Genomic DNA, 18,808 nt, shown 5'->3' with positions numbered 1-18,808 from the left:
TTTTTAAATTTTAATTATCCATGTAATTTTTTATGATACTATGCCAAAGTTCATAACCGCCTTCATTCATATGTAAACCATCGCTTATGAATAAATTTGTTTTTAATTTTTTATCAGAATCGAACATAATGTCCCATACATTTGCGTATTCTATGTTTTCGTTACTTTCACAGAAGCGTTTTAATTTTCGATTAAGTCTTATATATTTATGTTGTAATTTTTGTCGAGCAATGCTTGGTTTAGGAGAAATAAGTACAATTTTGGTAGCTTTATTATCGGTTTTAATTTTTGCTATAATTTTCGAAAATACTTTTAAGATTTTATTAGGTCTTTTTTTAGAAGAAATATCATTATCACCTTCATAAATAAAAACTTTTTTGGGTTTAAACCTTAAAATAAGATCATCAGTATAGCCTAATAAATCAATCGCTTGTGAACCTCCAAAACCAGAATTTACAATTTGATGTTCAGGAAAAAGATCTTGTAAATTTCTCCATAATCGTATGCTTGAGCTACCTGTAAAAACAATAGTTTCACGAGAAGAATTCCACAAAGTATCATATTTTTTGGATATACCTAAAACTTCTTCTTTAAAAAAAGAGTTTTTCTGAGAATTGCAAAATAAAGGTAACAGCAATAATAGGACTAAAAAATTTTTCACGTAATAAGTATTAAGCTTCTAAGATACTTTTTATAAATTAAAAGGTCAATAGAAGTAAGGTTAATAGTATAATTCTATAATATTTCAATAATTATAAAAAATGGCAGTGATTTTTAATTGAAATTAAATTAATTATTTAAATCTTAAATATTGAAAGGTATAGGGTGAAAATGGAGATTTTTAGTATGCTCTGGAAGACCAGAATATGCAATTGTTCCAATATAATCTTCTTCAACATTAAAACTTATTACTTGTAAATCTTTATTAAAATTCAAAAAATCTGAATTTAATAAATGGTCACCATCAAGAACCGGTATATTTATGATGTTATCGTTTATACCTTTTCCAGTAGCTTTTACAATAGCCTCTTTTCTTGTCCATAATTTAAAAAGCAACCTTTTATTATTGTCTTTTTTTTGAACTTCATTGATTTCGGTAACACTAAAAACAGTCGAGATAATTTCTGAAAAATTAAAATCTTTTGCTAGATATTCAATATCTACACCAACAGGTTGGCTGGCTACAGCAATTAGTGCATAATTTTTTGAATGTGATACATTAAAGTGTATGGAGGGGTTGGTAGATAGGTAGGGTTTTTTATTACTATCTATTTTAAGTTCTATTTCAGAAGCACTCATGCCAGTTTCATCTCCTAAAATAAATTTTAATAAGCCTCGACAAATTATAAATCTGTGGCTGTCATGTTCATGATAATATTTACTTGCTCGTGTATTTTCCGAAACGTTTAAAAAAAGTTTTAGTTTGGGTAGAAATTGTATATAATCTGAAATTTTAATCTTATAAATTTTTATGCCTAACAATAAACTGTTAGGCGTAACAAATTCATTACTATTTATATCGAATGTTTTACAAAATATTTTAATTGGAGAATTATTCATTATCTCTGTCTAAAATAGTCTGGAGTGTTTTTCCTAATTTTTTGTCATTCGGGTTTCTAAACATATTATGGTGGTTCCCAGGAATAACATGTCTATCTATACCTCCTTGAGCTATTTCTTCCCACCCTAAATAATTAGTGTCGTGTGCATAAAACACATCGTTATCCTCAACCTTAAGTAAGTCAATTTTAAAATTCTCAGGCGATATTTGATATTTACTTATAGCCGATCTATGAATTCTATTTAATTCAATAGGCCATGGAACTTTCGTATTTTCTTCCTTTGTTTCAGTTGAATTACTATTATTAGTAAAAGATTTAATTTTTAATTTAAATATATTTAGCCATCTATTAAAACTCTTTTTGTCTTTAAGCATCATTTTAATAGTGAAAAAAACTTGGCCCATAGTATATGATAGCTGTGCTCTTTTTTTTCTGAAAGAAGAAGGACTGTATTTGTAAGTTGGATAGACATAAGAATCCAACATAATTAATGACTTTACTTTCTTATTTTTAGCTTTTAAAATTTTAGCCATTTCAAATGCTATAAGCCCACCAAACGAATATCCTGCAATAGCATAGGGCCCAGTTGGGTTTGCTTCTAAAATTTCAGAAACATAATGTAATGCCATTTTCTCTACAGCATCATGGGGTTCATCAATTCCATTTAAACCTTTTGCTTGTAAGCCATATACAGGTTGCTCTTTATCAAGTGTTCTTGATAAAGTTTCAAATATTAAAACATTATGGTCAGCACCATGTATAACATATAACGGATCTTTTTTTCCTTCAGTTTTAATAGGTGTCAATGAACTCCAATCAGATAAATCACTGTCGGAATCAATGAATTTAGCGAGTTGTTCAACTGTAGGGTATTCTAATAAAGAAGAAAGAGGATAATTAGTGCCAGTCTCTTTTTCTAAATTCACCATAACTTTTACTGCAATAAGTGAATGACCACCAAGCTCAAAAAAATTGGTAAATATATCAATACTATCAAGGTTTAAGGCTTCTTTCCAGATATCTCCAACAATCTGTTCTGTTTTGTTACGAGGAGCTGTATAATCAGCTTCATTTGTTTTCTTAGATAAATTATTCTCTAATAAAGATTTTCGATCGATTTTACCATTTAAAGTAGTCGGAAAATTACTTACCATATTATAATTTTTAGGAACCATATAGTCTGGAAGCTTATTAAATAAGTTCTTCTTCCATTTAGTTATATTATCCTCTGAAAATTTTTCTAAATTGGTAGGAATAATGAATGCAGTAAGGTGGTTAGAGTCTACTAAAACAACTGAAGATTGTATTTCTTCTTCGGCATCTAAAGCCTCTTCTATTTCACCTAACTCAATACGATGACCTCTTATTTTTACTTGATGATCTATTCGACCTAAACATAAGATATCTCCAGTAGGTAGTAACTTGCCTAAATCTCCTGTTCTGTAAAGTTTTGTTTTAAAATCAGCATCAAATTTGTTTTCTACAAATTTCTCAGCAGTTAACTCAGGGCGTTTCCAGTATCCTTTAGCAACACCAGTTCCTGCAATACAAATTTCTCCAGTTTTACCAGACCCGACTAATAGACCTTTTTCATTCAATATATAAATTTGAGTATTAGCTATAGGCTCACCTATCGTAATTAACTCATCATCTTTTTTAATTTGCTTTACAGTAGACCAAATTGTAGTTTCAGTAGGGCCATAAACGTTCCACAATTCATCAACTCTATTTAATATTTTTTTAGATAAAGGTAATGGCAGCATTTCACCACCACAAATAGCCTTAATTGGTAATAATTTTTCCCATCCGGCATCTAATAACATTTGCCATGTAGTAGGCGTAGCTTGTAACATTGTTATTTTCTCAGACTCTAAAAGGTGTAACATCAAGCGGCTATCTTTTGCTGTTTCATCATTAGCAATTACTAATGTAGCGCCTGATAATAATGGAAGAAATAATTCTAAACCAGCAATATCAAATGAAATTGTTGTTATTGATAACAATCTATCTGTTTCATTAATACCTGGTTCTTTCATCATACTATATAAAAAGTTAACCAAACTTTTATGAGTTACAGAGACACCTTTTGGTTTACCTGTAGAACCTGATGTATATAGAATATAAGCAACTTCATTATTTCCAACTTTTAAAGGAAGTGGTTTTTCTGAATATTTTGATAAATTCGAAAATACATCTTCATATGTTAACACTGAAGCCTTTGTGTTTAATGATAAAGAAAATTCTTTTGATGATATCAAGATGTTAGCTTCTGAATCATCTAGCATAAACTCCAATCGTTTTTTCGGATAATTGGGGTCTAATGGTAAATAGGTAGCTCCACATTGCATAATAGCAATAAGCGATACTACGAGTTCTATTGATCGGGGTAAGGCTACAGCTACAATATCACCAGCTTTAACATTTTGCTCAATAAAATAATGAGATAAACGGTTTGCTTGAAGCTCTAATTCTTTATATGAAATTGTAGTGTTTTCGAATTTTATAGCATCTTTTTTATTGAATATTTCGGCTTTTTTTCCTATAAGTTCGTGTAAGGCTAATTGAGGGAACGAAACAGCTGTTTGATTCAATTTTACATAGTCAGAATCGTCCACTTTTATAATTTCACCAATTGTAATGTTTGATTTTTCTATAATAGAACTTAATACATTCTTAAAAGAGTCCATCATTTGTTTTATAGTAGATGGTGTAAAAAGAGCAGAGTTATAAGACCATTCTAAAATAAAATTATCTTCAGTGCCAGTAGCATTTAAAAATAGCTCAAAGGTTTCAGAAGTTCTAGGGTTGCTAAGTACTTTAAATTTTAAATTTGAAAAATTAACATGACTAGTCATGCCCATATCTATATTAAAAACCACTGGTACGAGAGGTACTCTTGAAGGATCTCTATGCAAATGAAGCTTTTGTAATAATTCACCAAAGCTTAACTGTTGATGATCATAAGCATCAAAAACAGAAACTTTTCTCTCTTTTAAATATTCACTAAAAGAATGATTTACATCCATTTTAGTTCGCAAAGGGAGTAAGTTTACACAGTGACCTATTAATTGTGTTTTACCAGTAACAGATTGACCAGCAGATGGTAAGCCCAGTACTATGTCGTCTTGTTCAGTTTGTTTATAAAGAAATACTTCAAAAGCAGACATTAAAGTAGTTACAAAGCTACAGCCAGACTGTATTCCTATTTTTTTTAATTTAGAAAGTAATTCTTTGTCGATAGGAAAATCTAAACGAGCACTTTTAAAAGTTCTTAATTCTGGTCTTTTAAAATCAGTTGGTAAATTTAGTTCAGGTATAGATGTCTTATATTGACCTATCCAAAAGTTATCTGTTTTAACTTTTTCTTGAGAGCCAGAATATGTGATTAAGTCATCAACATAAGAACTAAAATGATCTACTTTAGGAAGATTAGGTACTTCATTTTTAACATTTGCAGAGTATAAAATGCCTAGTTCTTCAAGCATAATACCGAAAGACCAACCATCACATATAATATGATGAGCCGTTATAATTAACTGATGTTCTAATGCGTTTGTTTTAATTAAACCGAATTTAATTAACGGACCTTTTGCTAAATCAAAAATAAAATTAGCATCTCCTAATAAGTAATTTGATAAAGATTTTTCTTTTTCTCCAAAAGAAAGCTGGGAAAAATCCTGAATATCAAATTCCAAAGGTGTGAATTTCATGATACTCATAAAACGACCATCAGAACTAAATACAGAGCGTAAGGCTTCATGCCTTTGTACTAATGCTAGTAATGCACCTTGTAAAGCAGAATGGTCTAATTCACCTTCTAAAATAAGAGATATAGATTCATTGTAAGCTCTGTTAGCTTCTGTGCCACCAAGCTTACATCCAGTCCAAATTTCAGCTTGTGATTGAGTTGTATGAATTACTTTTTCAAGTTCTGGTCCTGAGAAAGGGTTGAAATTATTAATTTTATTCAAGGCTTTTGGTTGTTTTCATTAGTATGGAATCAAGCTCTAAAACAGTCGTAATTTACTAATTTTTATTACTTTAATTCTCCATTTTTCGTTTAAAACTCACATTATAAAGATTAAGTTGTAACAATCTTTAAATTGTTATAATTCAATTTTAGCAAATCCACTCTCTTTATTAACGTCTTTAATAAACCAAGCAGGGTTACCGAACTCATCCATACCAAGTCTTGCACCTGTCACTGGTGGCTTATTTAAATCTGATGTAAATGATGTATTATTTTGTGAATTTGAGATTAAAATACCAGCCGAAATAAGTTCATCAAGACAAGAAGTAAATACACTTTTAAGCTTATTTATATCTTGCTCATTATAAGCATTAGTTATAAAACAAGGGAAACCATCCCAAATATGAATACCTTTTTCTCTCATTAGAACAAAAAGCAATTCAGAATAAGGTACTTCTTCTAAGAATTTTAATCGCCATAAAGAACCAAAGTAATTAACTTCAATTGGTAGCTTACGTTTTTTAATTTCAAGGATTAAGTCTGAAACTAAACTTTCAGTCATAGCTGTTAACCTAGTCTGTAATTCGGGCCCTTGTTCTTTCATGAAAATTAAAGAAGCCTTAGAAGCTGCTAAAGCAAGTGGGTGACGAACGAAAGTACCTGCAAAATAAGTAACACCTACTTCAGGATAAGATTTATCTCCGTATTTCCAGAAACCACCATCAATGGCATCCATCCAAGTGCTATTTCCTGCAATCGCGCCAATAGAAAGACCTCCACCTATTACTTTTCCATATGCAGCAATATCTGCTTTTATATTAAATAAAGCTTGCGCTCCACCTGGGTGCATTCTAAACCCAGTAATAACTTCATCAAATACAAGTGCTGTTTCCGATGCTTTTGTAATTTCACGAACTTTATTAAGAAACTCAATAGGTTGAAATTCAGGTCTACGACTTTGTACTGGCTCAACAACAACGGCAGCTAATTCATGCGAACGTTGACGAATGATTTCTAAACTTTCATCTGTACCATATTCTAATACTAATACATTTTGTACAGATTGAGATAAAATACCTGCCGCAGCTGGGAAAGTTTTCAATTTTTTAGAACCTCTCACAAGTGCCTCGTCATTAATACCATGGTACGAACCAGAAAAAGCAACAATAAGTGAACGGCCAGTAACGGTTCTAGCAATACGCATAGCACCTAAAACAGCTTCAGAACCTGTATTACAAAGTGCAATACGATCATGCCCTGTAAAATCACGAAGTAACTCACAAACTTCACCTGCTAGTGGGTGTTGAGGTCCTACCTCATAACCACTTTCAATTTGCTTGTGTAATGCTTCTTTGATAAAATCTGGTTGGTGACCAAATAGACATGATCCAAAACCATTTAAAGTATCAATGTATTCATTGTTGTCTAAATCCCAAAGACGATTTCCTGATGATCTTTCAACAACAATAGGGTATATAAGTTCTTTTGTTTCTGGTTTAAAACCTGATACAACTCTTGGGTCAGACATATAACTACGATGCTTCTGAGAATATGCCTTACTACCAGCTGTTTTAGTATTATAGCTTTCAACTAAATTATCTAAAAATGCTTTTTGACTACTATTTACACCTGTCGATTTTTTTTCAATTTTGGGTGATGCACCAAAAGGTTTTTGATGCTCTTTTTTCTCGTCTTCAGATAAACCTTCTGGATCAATAATAACAGGTGCTATTACTGGTTTTTGTTGTTGAGCAACAGGCGCAGGTTGTACTTGTGCAACTGTATTGTCGTTTCCTTGTAATAACTCCATTTGTTTCCCAAGAAGTTGTAATTGTTGAGCAATTAAACCTAATGCTGTATTTTGATTAGGGTTACTTAAAACATTTATAGGTTGTGCTACTGTTGTATTTGGCGCTGCATGATTTACAGGAGCTTGTGCTTGAACAGGATTAGCAGTTGGGGCAGGAGCATAAACTTCTTTAGGTAAAATTTGATCAATATAATCTGCTAACAAATTTGGAGAACCAAGTTCATCATTTAACTGTCTAAAGGTAATTGGCGTGTTAAACTCATTTTTAAAAGTTATAGCCATTTGAGTTAGCACTAAAGAATCTAAGCCAAGTTCTAAAAAACTGTGATTAAAATCATTAGCTTCAATTTCAACTCCAGAGTTTTCTTCTATAATCTCTGATATTTTATTAAGAAGGATAGGTTTTCTCATAAATTTATAATCGGTATTATGTACTAGATCAATAGATTGATCTTCGGTATTTACTATATTATTGGTTTGTTTGTTACTATTTAACTCGATAGGTAGAGGCTCTACCCAGCAAGGTTTACGATCAAATACATATGATGGTAATAAAAGTTTTTGTCTGGTTTGTTCTCCATAAAAAGAATTCCAATTAGGTTCTACTCCGTGTAGCCATAAAGTACCTAATGCTGATAACACAGAATGATGAGCTGTTTCATTTTCTTTAGGAAGCGATAAACTAGCAATAGAAGCTAAAGATTTTAAACCTGTTTTTTGCATAGACAGAGTCGTTAGCGCACGACCAGGGCCTACTTCTAGCAATAAAGGATCTTCTAGCTTTAAAACAGTTTCCATGGCTCCCGAAAAGTTTACAGTTGCTCTTAAATGATTTGTCCAATATTCTGAACTAGTCGCTTCGGCATCTGTTAACCAATCTCCAGTTACTGTAGATACAATAGGTAATCGAGGAACATTTAATGTTATCTTTTTTACCTCTGTTTCAAAAACATCTAAAACAGGATTCATCATTGTAGAGTGAAATGCATGACTCGTTAATAAAAGCTTATTAGCAATATTTTCTGCATCTAAGACTTTTGAAAAACTTTCAATTTCATTATCAGGACCTGAAACTACAATTAATCGATCTGAATTGATAGCAGCAATGGATAGTGTTTTAGGAATTATATTTTTAACAAGTTCAACATTAGATCGAACAGATAACATGCTACCACCCGGAAGTTCACTAACTAGCTTACCTCGCATTGTAATAAGATGTAATGCATCTTCTAAAGTAAATATACCCGCTAAATGAGCTGCTACAAATTCCCCAACACTATGGCCACAAAGTAATGTTGGCTTTATTCCCCAACTCATCCATAGTTGCGAAAGCGCGTACTCTACAACAAATAATGCTGGTTGTGTGTATTTGGTGTCTTTTAATTTTAATTCAGCCTCTTCTGAGTTCTCATCAGGATAAATTATTTGTCTAATATCTAATTTTAAATAAGACTTTAATAACTCAGCACATTTATCTACAGCTTCTTTAAATATTTTTTCTTCAGTATAAAGAGATTTACCCATTTGAAGATATTGTGCACCTTGCCCAGGGAATAAGAAAGCTAATTCACTAGAGGTAATACTTAGTAAATTTGTTTTAATGTTTTTATTGTCTTCAAATGTTAATTTATTAGAAGCATCTTCTATATTCTCTGCGATTACAAAACCTCTGTTTGTAAACGAATCTCTCGTATTAACTAAAGAATGAGCAACATCAGCAAGCGAAAAATCAGAATTTATTTTTAAATAATGACCTAATTTAGATTGGTACCCTTGTAAACTATTTTGTGTTTTAGCTGACCAAGGTAAAATTTGTAACGATCGCGAAGCACTAGAAACTTTTTGTTCATTTTTATATTCTTCGACAACGATATGCACGTTTGTTCCGCCAACTCCAAAAGAGCTAATCCCTGCTTTTCTGAGACCATCAGATTCCCAAGCGTTTAATTTGTTATTAACGTAAAACGGACTATTTTCAAAATCAATAGATGGATTTGGTTTCTCAAAACCTAATGATGGGGGAATTTGACGATTTTTTAATGATAATATTGTCTTAATTACACCAGCAACACCAGCTGCAGCAGTAAGGTGTCCCATATTACTTTTGATAGTACCTATAGCGCAATACCCATTAATAGCCTGTTTACCAAAAGCCATTTTTAGCCCTTCAATCTCTATTGGGTCACCAATAGGTGTTGCAGTACCATGAGCTTCAATGTAACTAATTTCAGAAGGTTGTACACCAGCATCAATTAGCGCGTTAGATATAGCACCAGCTTGCCCTTCTGTACTTGGGGCTGTAAAACTTCCTTTATTACCGCCATCGTTATTTATGCCGACTCCTTTTATAACGCCGTAAATAATATCTCCATCAGCCTTAGCATCTTCTAAGCTTTTAAGAAGTACTACACCAGCCCCATCACTAAATACAGTTCCTTTGCCATTTTCATCAAAAGAACGGCAATGACCATCATGACTAAGCATAGAGCCTTCTTGATAAAGGTGTCCGCTATGAATAGGTGCCGTTATACTTGAGCCTCCTGCCAAAGCAACATCACAACGACCATTTCTAATAGCATCTGCAGCTTCTGCTATAGCTAATAAAGATGTTGAGCAAGCAGAGTGTACACTTACTGCAGGCCCTTTTAAATTTAAATGATATGCTGTTCTTGAAGATATATAATCTTTTTCGTTAACCGTATTGGCCTGAAGTACACCTACTTGTTTTAATAATTCTTTATTAGGTAGTACGTTATTTTTATAGTAAGTATTTGTACCTGTACCAGCATAAACACCGATACTCCCTTTATAATGTTTAGGAAGGTGACCTGATTGCTCCAAAGCTTCCCATGCTATTTCTAAAAATAAGCGTTGCTGCGGATCCATTGCTTCGGCAAGTTTTTTGTTTAAACCAAAAAACTTTGCGTCAAATTCTTTGACAGAAGGTACAATACCTCTAGCTCCTACATAAAGCGGATCATTTCTTAAAGATTCTGAAATAGATTTATCAAGTTCTTCTGGAGTAAAAAACGAAGTCGTTTCTTTTCCATTTTTAAGAACATCCCATAGCTCATCAATTGATTCAGCTCCGGGGAATCTTCCTGCCATGCCAATAATAGCGACATCGCTAGATGCTTTATTCTTTTTTACTTTTGAATAATCAATAGAAGGCGCTGTTTTGTCGTCATTTTCAATATACGTTGCTATTTCTTTTATAGTAGGATGTTGGTAAATTTTTGTTACTGGTATTTTTAGTTTGAAACGCTTCCTCATTAAGGTTGCTACTTTTTGAGTAAGGAGTGATGTTCCTCCCATTTCAAAAAAGTTGTCATCAATACCTATGCTTGGCACCTGAAGTTGCTCACTCCATATCGATGCGATATCTTTTTCTAACTTTGTGCGTGGTTTTTTAAAAAGTGGTGCAGAATCTGGTCTTACATATTCTGGTTGTGGTAATTTTTCTTTATCAATTTTACCATTTGTAGTAATTGGAAATTCGTTTAACCAAATAAAAATTGAAGGAATCATAGATTCAGGAAGAATCTCTTCTAATTGATTCCGAACAATATTCGAGTCTTGATCAGCTGTTGCAGATTGTAAATAGGCAACTAATCTTGGTTCTCCGCTTTTTAAATTATTAACTAAAACTGCATTTTTTTTAATATTTGGCAGTGTTTCAATAACTTTTTCAATTTCTCCTAATTCAATTCGATGTCCTCTAACTTTAACCTGTTGGTCTCTGCGGCCTAAACATTGCATTTGTCCATTAGGCAAAAGTTTCCCTAAATCGCCAGATAAATACATTTTATTATTTGCAACAAAATGATCATCAATAAATGAAGCAGTAGTAAGTTCGGGCCTATTTAAATAGCCTAATGATACACCATCACCACCAATAACAATTTCACCAACTTCTCCTTTAGTAACATGGTTTCCTTTTTCATCAATTAAATAAGCGTGTGTGTTTGCAACAGGTTTACCGATTGCAATTTGAGTATCGCCTTTAGAAATTTTTGTCAGAAAAGCACAAACAGTAGTCTCTGTTGGCCCATAAATATTCCATAATTCGCTACAAAGCTCTAAGAGCTTATTAGCTAAATTTAATGGTACAGGTTCACCACCAATCAACGCTTTAATATTTAAAGGTGTTTTCCAGTCAGAATCTAAAAGTATTTGCCAGATGCTTGGAGTTCCCCACATCATGGTAATATTATCTTTTAAAGCTTTTTCTAATAGTATTTCACCATCAAGTCTTGTTTCTTCATCAACTAAAACAATAGAAGCCCCATGAATTAATGGAAGAAAAACTTCCATTACCATAGCATCAAATGAAATGGTAGTAAGTGCGAAAATTTTATCTTCTCTACTAATTCCTGGTTCTACACCCATAGAATAAACTAAATTGATAGTATTAAGGTGAGAAACTTGAACCCCTTTGGGTTTGCCTGTAGAACCCGAAGTGTAAATTATATAAGCAACCGATATTGGTTGTACTATTATATCAAGAGATTTTGAAGAATTATCATTTCTGCCTTTAATAATGTCTTCAATGAAAATATTTTTAGACGTATCTGAAAGATCATTTTTAGTCGATTTGCAAATGATATAGCTTGCTTCTGAGTCAGCAATAATCATTTCGAATCTCTTTGTGGGGTAGCTAGCGTCAATAGGTACATAAGCAGCACCACATTGTAAAACAGCAAAAATAGAAGTAATTAAATCAGGAGACCTGTCTAATGAAATAGCTATAACCTGACCAGGGCGAACCCCTTTACTCCATAAGTAATGGGCTGTTTTATTTATATCTTCTTGTAACTTACCGTAACAAATTTTTTCATTATCAAACTCCAAAGCTACGGCCCTAGGGTAAGCTATAGCCTGCTTCTCTAAAAGTTCATGAAGAGTTGATTTTGGATACTCAAGTGCAGGTCCTTGTATTGTATAAGCAGGTTTCATTGTTTTGGTTAGTTTTGAATAGTATTTTAATTAAAATAATCTGAAAAATAAAAAGATTTAGCTTCTCAAATCACAACAGTATTTTACAATTATCATTGATAAAATATCTATTAATAATCAGAGATTATTGAGGGCTATTTATCTATTAATTCATATGTTAATTAATTAGTTATATTTGCGGCAAATAAAAAAATATATATTTATTTGAAGGGTAATTTTAACGATGCAAGAATAATACATATTGAGTAAAATCGAGCAATTTATCCCTTGTAAACACTATAATTATCGATGAAATACACATCTTAAATATTAATAAATAAATCCTAAAAATTAAGCGTTGTTTTTTTAATTTAATTATCTGAAAAACAGATGGTTGTGTTAGATAAATTAATTTTTTTAAAAAAGTTATGAAAGATTTTATAAAGAAGTACGAGGTTTGGATATTTTTAACTCTAGCCCCATTAATAAGTACCATAATTGTTTACGCTAGAATAAAGGGAATAATTCCGGGTTTTGCATATACTCATGGTCGGTTTTATGCCCTTTTATTTCTATTAGTTTGTATTGTAAAATTTACAAGAGGTAATGAAGGAATAAAGGATGTTTTTAGACCAATGTTAAATTGGAGAGTTCATCCAAAGTGGTATTTATTCAGCCTTTTATTTGCATTAACAATAGCTACTATTACATTATTGTTAAAAGGTTTTTATAACGGAGAAGAATTCTTCTCACTTGTTCAATTAGATTTCTCTGCTACAAGTTTTAGAGCAGCTTTTTTTATATTAATTTGGGCATTTGTAGGTGAAGTAGTATGGGTTAGTTACTCTGTTCGTCAATTAACAAAAATCACAAAACCATTTTATGCAAGTCAAATTGTAGGTGCTTTTTGGACCTTATGGTGGGTTCCTGTAGTTTATCTTAATGCAGGTGTTATTACTGACCTTCCAATTTGGCCTTTATTATTTAATATGTTGGGAGCAGCAGGTATGTGTACTGTAATTTATGGCAAAACAAAAAGTGGTATATGCGTTTGGTTATTACAATATATGTTGAATATGTCTATCTTGTTAATGCCAGTGTCGCCAAGAGTTGGTGGTATACCTACTTATACAGCTTTTTCTATTATTTATTTTATAACTATGTTAGTTTTTATGTATTTTATGAATCCATCAAAAACTATGAAAGCTACAGATTAATTAGCAGCTATGTTCTATCGTTAATTTTATTATTCATAATAAGTTTAAAAGCATTGGTAATCGTTTGATTATTAATGCTTTTTTGTTTTTAGAATAAGTTTTTGAATTATAAAATATACTCTTTTTAAATCTTTTAAAAATAAAATAACTAACTTATTGATGATTAGTTGTTTATGCGGATGTGTTATTTTGTACAAGAATAAAAATTTAACAATTTATTATAGAATAAATAAAATACATTTGATCTGTTTTAATATATAGATTTTCTATGAAAAAGTATTCATTGCTTTTGGTTTTATTAGTACTAATAGGTGCATCTACATTTGCTCAAGATGAACTACCTATTAAGCTTCCTGACTCACAGGTTAAACAATTGCCGACTTTGTTAAATAAGGCTTTGCAGTCTAGTTTAGAAAAAGAATTAAAAGCTAATCCTGAATGGAAAAAACTAATTATCCAAAAGAAAATGGCAATAGGTGTGGTTGATTTAAGTAAACCTGATAATGCAAGGTTTGCAAGAATAAATGGCAATTATATGATGTATGCCGCAAGTTTACCTAAAATAGCAGTTTTGTTAGCCTCAATGGACGCTATAGAAAAAGGCCAACTGGAGGAGACACAAGAGGTGAAAGAAGATATGCGTTTAATGATAAGCAAATCAAATAATCAAGCATCAACCAGAATGATTGATAGAGTAGGTTATAAAAAAATAGAGGACGTAATGACAGATCCTAAATATGCTTTTTACGATGAGCATAAAGGAGGAGGGCTTTGGGTTGGTAAACGATATGGTAGCGGTGGCGATACAAATAGAGAGCCATTAAAAAATTTAAGTCACGCAGCAACAGTTACTCAAGTTTGCCGTTATTATTACTTGCTAGCAAATGGTAAATTAGTAAATGAAAAGCGATCTAAGCAAATGTTAGATATCATGGAAAATCCAGAGCTACATCATAAGTTTGTGAATACGCTTGATATAATAGCACCAGAAGCCCGTTTGTTTAGAAAATCAGGTTCTTGGCGTACTTTTCACTCCGATTCTATACTTGTCTGGGGAGAAGATTCTGAACGTCGTTATATTTTAGTGGCGTTAATTGATGACCCTAATGGCGAACAAATTATTAGAGATTTAGTAAAGCCTGTAGAAAAAGTTTTAAAAAAGCGGATATCTTTGGCTAGTAACTAGCAAAATAGTTTAAAACTTATATGTTCCTAACCTTAATTAAGAAAACATTTGATATAAGAGAGGGAGAGTTTAAAATATCTTTCTATATGTTGGCTTATATTTTTTTGATAATAGCATCATTGTTAATTATCAAGCCAACAGTAAATGCCCTTTTTTTATCGGAATTAGGAGTCGAAAACCTCCCTACTGCATTTCTATTGGTGGCAGCTATAGCAATAATAAGTTCTTACTTTTATTCTAGGGCATTAGCTAAGTTTTCATTGAAAAAAATTATTCGTTTTACATTGTCTATTTCTATATTTCTAATCATAGCTTTAGCACTTTTGTTGAGGTTCGATTATTTAAATAAATGGGCTCTTTATTTTTTTTATGTTTGGGTAGCTATACATGCCGTTCTTTCTGCATCCCAATTTTGGGTGATGGCAAATTTGGTATATAATACTAGAGAAGCAAAGCGTTTATTTGGTTTTATAGGCTCCGGAGCAATATTAGGTGGAATTTTAGGAGGGTATTTAACATCCCTTTTAGCACCTTTAATTGGTAATGAAAATGTAATTTTTATTGCAGCCTTATTTTTAGGTATTTGTATTTTGTTATTGAACAAAATTTGGAAGGCTAGAATCATTAAATTAAACACTTTTAAACAAAAGAAAAGAACGGGAGTACGTGAGGTTAAACCAATTACCTTAATTAAAAACTCAAAGCATTTGACGTACTTAGCAGGTATTGTAGGTGTAAGTGTAATAGTCGCTAAATTAGTAGATTACCTGTATAGCGATTTTGCATCAGCAACCATTCAAGATCCTGATGAGTTAACATCATTTTTTGCGTTCTGGTTTTCTACATTCAATTTAATTTCTTTGATAATTCAGCTGTTTTTTACTCAAAAAGTAGTGGGTATTTGGGGAGTAGGTTTTTCATTAGTATTATTGCCTTTAGGTGTTTTTTTAGGAGGAGCTTTATTTTTTGTAATCCCAGAATTATCAGTTATTATATTTATTAAAGCGGTTGATGGAACCTTAAAACAGTCAATTCATAAAAGTGCAACCGAGTTACTTTCGTTACCGTTATCTTTTGATTTAAAGAATAAAACTAAATCATTTATTGATGTTGTTGTCGATAGTATAGCAACAGGTATTGCTGGTTTTATTTTAATTTTCGCTATTAAAGGTCTTGATTTACCTACCTATTTTATTACATCTATAATTTTAGTTTTAGTACTCGTTTGGGTATATTTTATAGTAAAGGTTCGAAAAGAATATTTTCAAACCTTTAGAGAAAATTTGGCTGATATGGCAAATATCAAAGTCAAAGAAACGAAGGTTGTTACTAAAAATGTTTCGGTTGTTGCGGGTATGAAATCGGTATTTAAATCTGGATCTGAAAATCAGATTTTATATATGCTCCAAAAATTGCAAGAGATAAATGATAAACGCTTTATTGTAGATGTGGAACTTCTTTTAAATCATTCATCAGATAAGGTTAAAACAGCAGCTATACAGAGTTTATATTTTTTAAATAGTAAGAGTATGGTTTCTCAAATTCCAGAATTACTAAAAAGTGATGATGAAGATTTGATAGAAGCTACGTTAGCTTATTTATTATTGCATGCAGAGAAAAATGAAGCTATTGTATTTGATACCTATCTTGATCATCAAAAGCCTTTAATTGCAATTACAGCATTATTATGTTTGGCTCGAGAATCGAGAGATAATTATACATTACGAACTACATATAATTTGAAGGATAGGATAGCTGATGAAATTGATAAATATAAAAAAGATAATAGTGATTTAGAGCGCCTTATTATACTTCTAAAAATTATTGGTGCAGCAAATATTATAGAGTTTCATGTATTTATAAAAGAATATATACAACACCCAAATGATGAGATTGTTGAGGCTTCAATTGTAGCAGCTGGACAGACTATAAACCCAGACTTTATTCCTCTATTAGTCAATTTTTTACCAAATAAAAAGATGCGTTTAAGTACGATTAAAGCACTTCAAAATTTTGGACAACAAGTAGAGCCAACGTTGGTGAATATGGTAAAAGAGCATACGATTTCAATAGAAGTAGCTCGCTTTATTCCTATAGTTTTAAGAGCATTTCATTCTCAAGAGGCAGTACGTTATTTATTTCAATTGTTAGAAGATAGAGATTTAGCTGTTCGTTTAGCAGCCATTCGTGCATTGAGTGATTTGAAAGCAGAGCATTCCACATTACATTTTAACAAAACTAAAATAATTGAAAGTATTTATGAAGAATGTAAGCTATATCACAATACACTTTCGGCAATGCATACTCAAATTATAGTTTCATATCGAAATAGAAAGAAATCAAAAGAAGTAATTTCTGAAGCTGAAAGAGATGCTCGCGCTAGCTTGTTAGAATTATTAGAAAGAAGATTGGATTCAGGCTTAGAACGTATTTTTAAGTTATTAGGTCTAAAATACAAACAAACAGATATGAATATCGCTTACGCAGGTTTAGTTAGCGAAAAGCAAGAAGCAAGAACAAATGCAATTGAGTTTTTAGACAATTTACTTTCGGGAGAATTGAAACGAAAGTTATTACCGATAATAGAAAGTAGTACAATCGATGTAACCTCAGAAGAAGTAATTCATCAATTTAAACAGAAATTGTTAACCGAGTTAGAGTGTTTTCAGCTATTATTAGAGGCTAATGATCAAAAATTAAAACTTGCTGTATTTTATTTAATAAGTAAACAGCATGATAAAAAATATATGACTTTATTAGAAAAGTATGTAAATGATGATAATACTAAGGTTAGAACTTTTGCCAATGAAGCTATTAACGAATTAAAAAACAGCTAATTTTCTAATTCGTTAATAGTTTTATAAAACTTATTTTCGAATTACTTTATCAATCGCAGAAGCTAAATACATATGGTCAGAAGCTGAGTTTTTGCGTAATACGTTTGTCATTAATACGACCATGTAAGTACAATTATCAGGGTGTTCTACAATTATTACAGAATTCATAAAGTTTTGAATATTCCCCATGTATTTACCACAGGTTTGCCCGTTAGAACGATCACACTTATACAAGCTACCTGATTTAAAATAAACAGCAGCGTCTTTTAAAGCTGGCGATTGTGCATATCTAATTCTACGATCAGTCATATACATCAAACGTTTCATTTCTAAGCTACTTTTTTCATCAACTACTTTACCTTGTTCTAATTGAATTAAAAATTTCATCAGACCAGCGGGAGAACCTATACTACCACCTTTATCACCAACATAAGTATTTGCACCTCCCGTAAAAAAACTGCCCAAGCGCCACTCATCATGTGAAATACCTAAATCGCGAAGCGGTAAATTGACAACATCATTAGCTAAATCTGTAATCTCTTTTTTAGGCGTTGTTTTAAAATATTCTAGGGCTTTTTCATCAGTTAATTCTGGGTACTCTTTACCAAAAGCAGCCATTAATAAAGCTTCACGCCAAACAATACTTGCAGCACCATTATTACTAACTGATAACATGTGGTCTGTCCACTCATAAAGCGAAAAAACATCGCTAGCAATTACTTGTCTTTTAACTAACGTTTTCTTTTCTACGTTATAAATTGGTATAGTATGTTCGTCAGTTAAACCCCAAACACCAGCTTTTACAGTTTTGTTTTTTAATAGCTCAGTTCTACTATCCCAAGAGTCAGGGTAAATCTTAGCTAATTGAGTAAATAAAGCATTTAAAACCGCTAATTTACCTACACTACCTGGTTGGTAGCCTGCTGTTTCATTTCTTTTGGCATAACGGATACTATCTAAATTTGAAATATCTAAAACAGCCAAAGAATAGCTTTTATCTAATCCTTTAAATAAGCTATTAATTTCCTTCTGAAAAGCATCATCTACTTGTAAAAAAGTACCAACACTATCAGATGCTTTTGCGGTTAGATTTAGTTGAATGTCATTCCATGATTTTTTAGCTCCTTCAGGTAAAGGGCTAGCATCTTTTAATTCACCATTTTTTATTAATTCTAGACGTAGTAATCTTTTAATACCTGTCTTTTCATACCCATCAATAGGGTAAAAAATAATAGTTGTAAATGCAAAACAAGAACTAATTAGTAGTGCGAATAGTGCTAGTTTTTTCATA

8 protein-coding genes are annotated in these 18,808 nt (G+C 31.7%); 3 read left to right on the top strand and 5 right to left on the bottom strand.

Features of this window, described 5'->3' with window-relative positions:
- Positions 1-10: 10 nt before the first annotated feature.
- The 4 genes from H0I23_RS09485 to H0I23_RS09470 all read right to left on the bottom strand — a co-directional run bounded on the left by H0I23_RS09485 (position 11) and on the right by H0I23_RS09470 (position 12,298).
- The gene (locus tag H0I23_RS09485; protein ID WP_216782988.1) at positions 11-661 is read right to left on the bottom strand and encodes a GDSL-type esterase/lipase family protein; all 651 of its coding nucleotides are present in this window, start codon (positions 659-661) and stop codon (positions 11-13) included.
- 143 nt (positions 662-804) lie between these two features.
- The gene (locus H0I23_RS09480; protein ID WP_216782987.1) at positions 805-1,560 is read right to left on the bottom strand and encodes a 4'-phosphopantetheinyl transferase superfamily protein; all 756 of its coding nucleotides are present in this window, start codon (positions 1,558-1,560) and stop codon (positions 805-807) included.
- On the bottom strand, positions 1,553-5,533 hold the full coding sequence (locus H0I23_RS09475; protein WP_216782986.1) for a non-ribosomal peptide synthetase: 3,981 nt from the start codon (positions 5,531-5,533) through the stop codon (positions 1,553-1,555). Before H0I23_RS09475 ends, H0I23_RS09480 begins: the two co-directional genes overlap by 8 nt.
- A 135-nt stretch (positions 5,534-5,668) precedes the next feature.
- A complete protein-coding gene (locus H0I23_RS09470; RefSeq protein WP_254073583.1) occupies positions 5,669-12,298 on the bottom strand; it encodes a polyketide synthase in 6,630 nt (2,209 codons plus the stop codon).
- A gap of 407 nt (positions 12,299-12,705) precedes the next feature.
- Between H0I23_RS09470 and H0I23_RS09465 the strand changes: the two genes are divergently transcribed.
- The 3 genes from H0I23_RS09465 (at position 12,706) to H0I23_RS09455 (ending at position 17,517) form a co-directional block, all read left to right on the top strand.
- The gene (locus H0I23_RS09465) at positions 12,706-13,494 is read left to right on the top strand and encodes a hypothetical protein (protein WP_216782985.1); all 789 of its coding nucleotides are present in this window, start codon (positions 12,706-12,708) and stop codon (positions 13,492-13,494) included.
- A 268-nt stretch (positions 13,495-13,762) separates the two neighbouring features.
- Complete coding sequence (locus H0I23_RS09460; RefSeq protein WP_216782984.1) at positions 13,763-14,680, top strand: serine hydrolase; 918 nt, start codon at positions 13,763-13,765, stop codon at positions 14,678-14,680.
- Positions 14,681-14,700: 20 nt separating this feature from the next.
- The gene (locus tag H0I23_RS09455; RefSeq protein ID WP_216782983.1) at positions 14,701-17,517 is read left to right on the top strand and encodes an Npt1/Npt2 family nucleotide transporter; all 2,817 of its coding nucleotides are present in this window, start codon (positions 14,701-14,703) and stop codon (positions 17,515-17,517) included.
- 30 nt (positions 17,518-17,547) lie between these two features.
- Here the strand turns inward: H0I23_RS09455 and H0I23_RS09450 are convergent, their stop codons facing one another.
- Positions 17,548-18,807 carry a serine hydrolase gene (locus tag H0I23_RS09450; RefSeq protein WP_216782981.1) on the bottom strand — a complete coding sequence of 420 codons (1,260 nt, stop codon included), beginning with the start codon at positions 18,805-18,807 and terminating at the stop codon, positions 17,548-17,550.
- Between the last annotated feature and the right edge of the window lies 1 nt (position 18,808).

Source organism: Cellulophaga sp. HaHaR_3_176 (assembly GCF_019021925.1).
Taxonomy (GTDB): Bacteria; Bacteroidota; Bacteroidia; order Flavobacteriales; family Flavobacteriaceae; genus Cellulophaga.
This window is presented reverse-complemented; position numbering and strand designations above follow the sequence as displayed.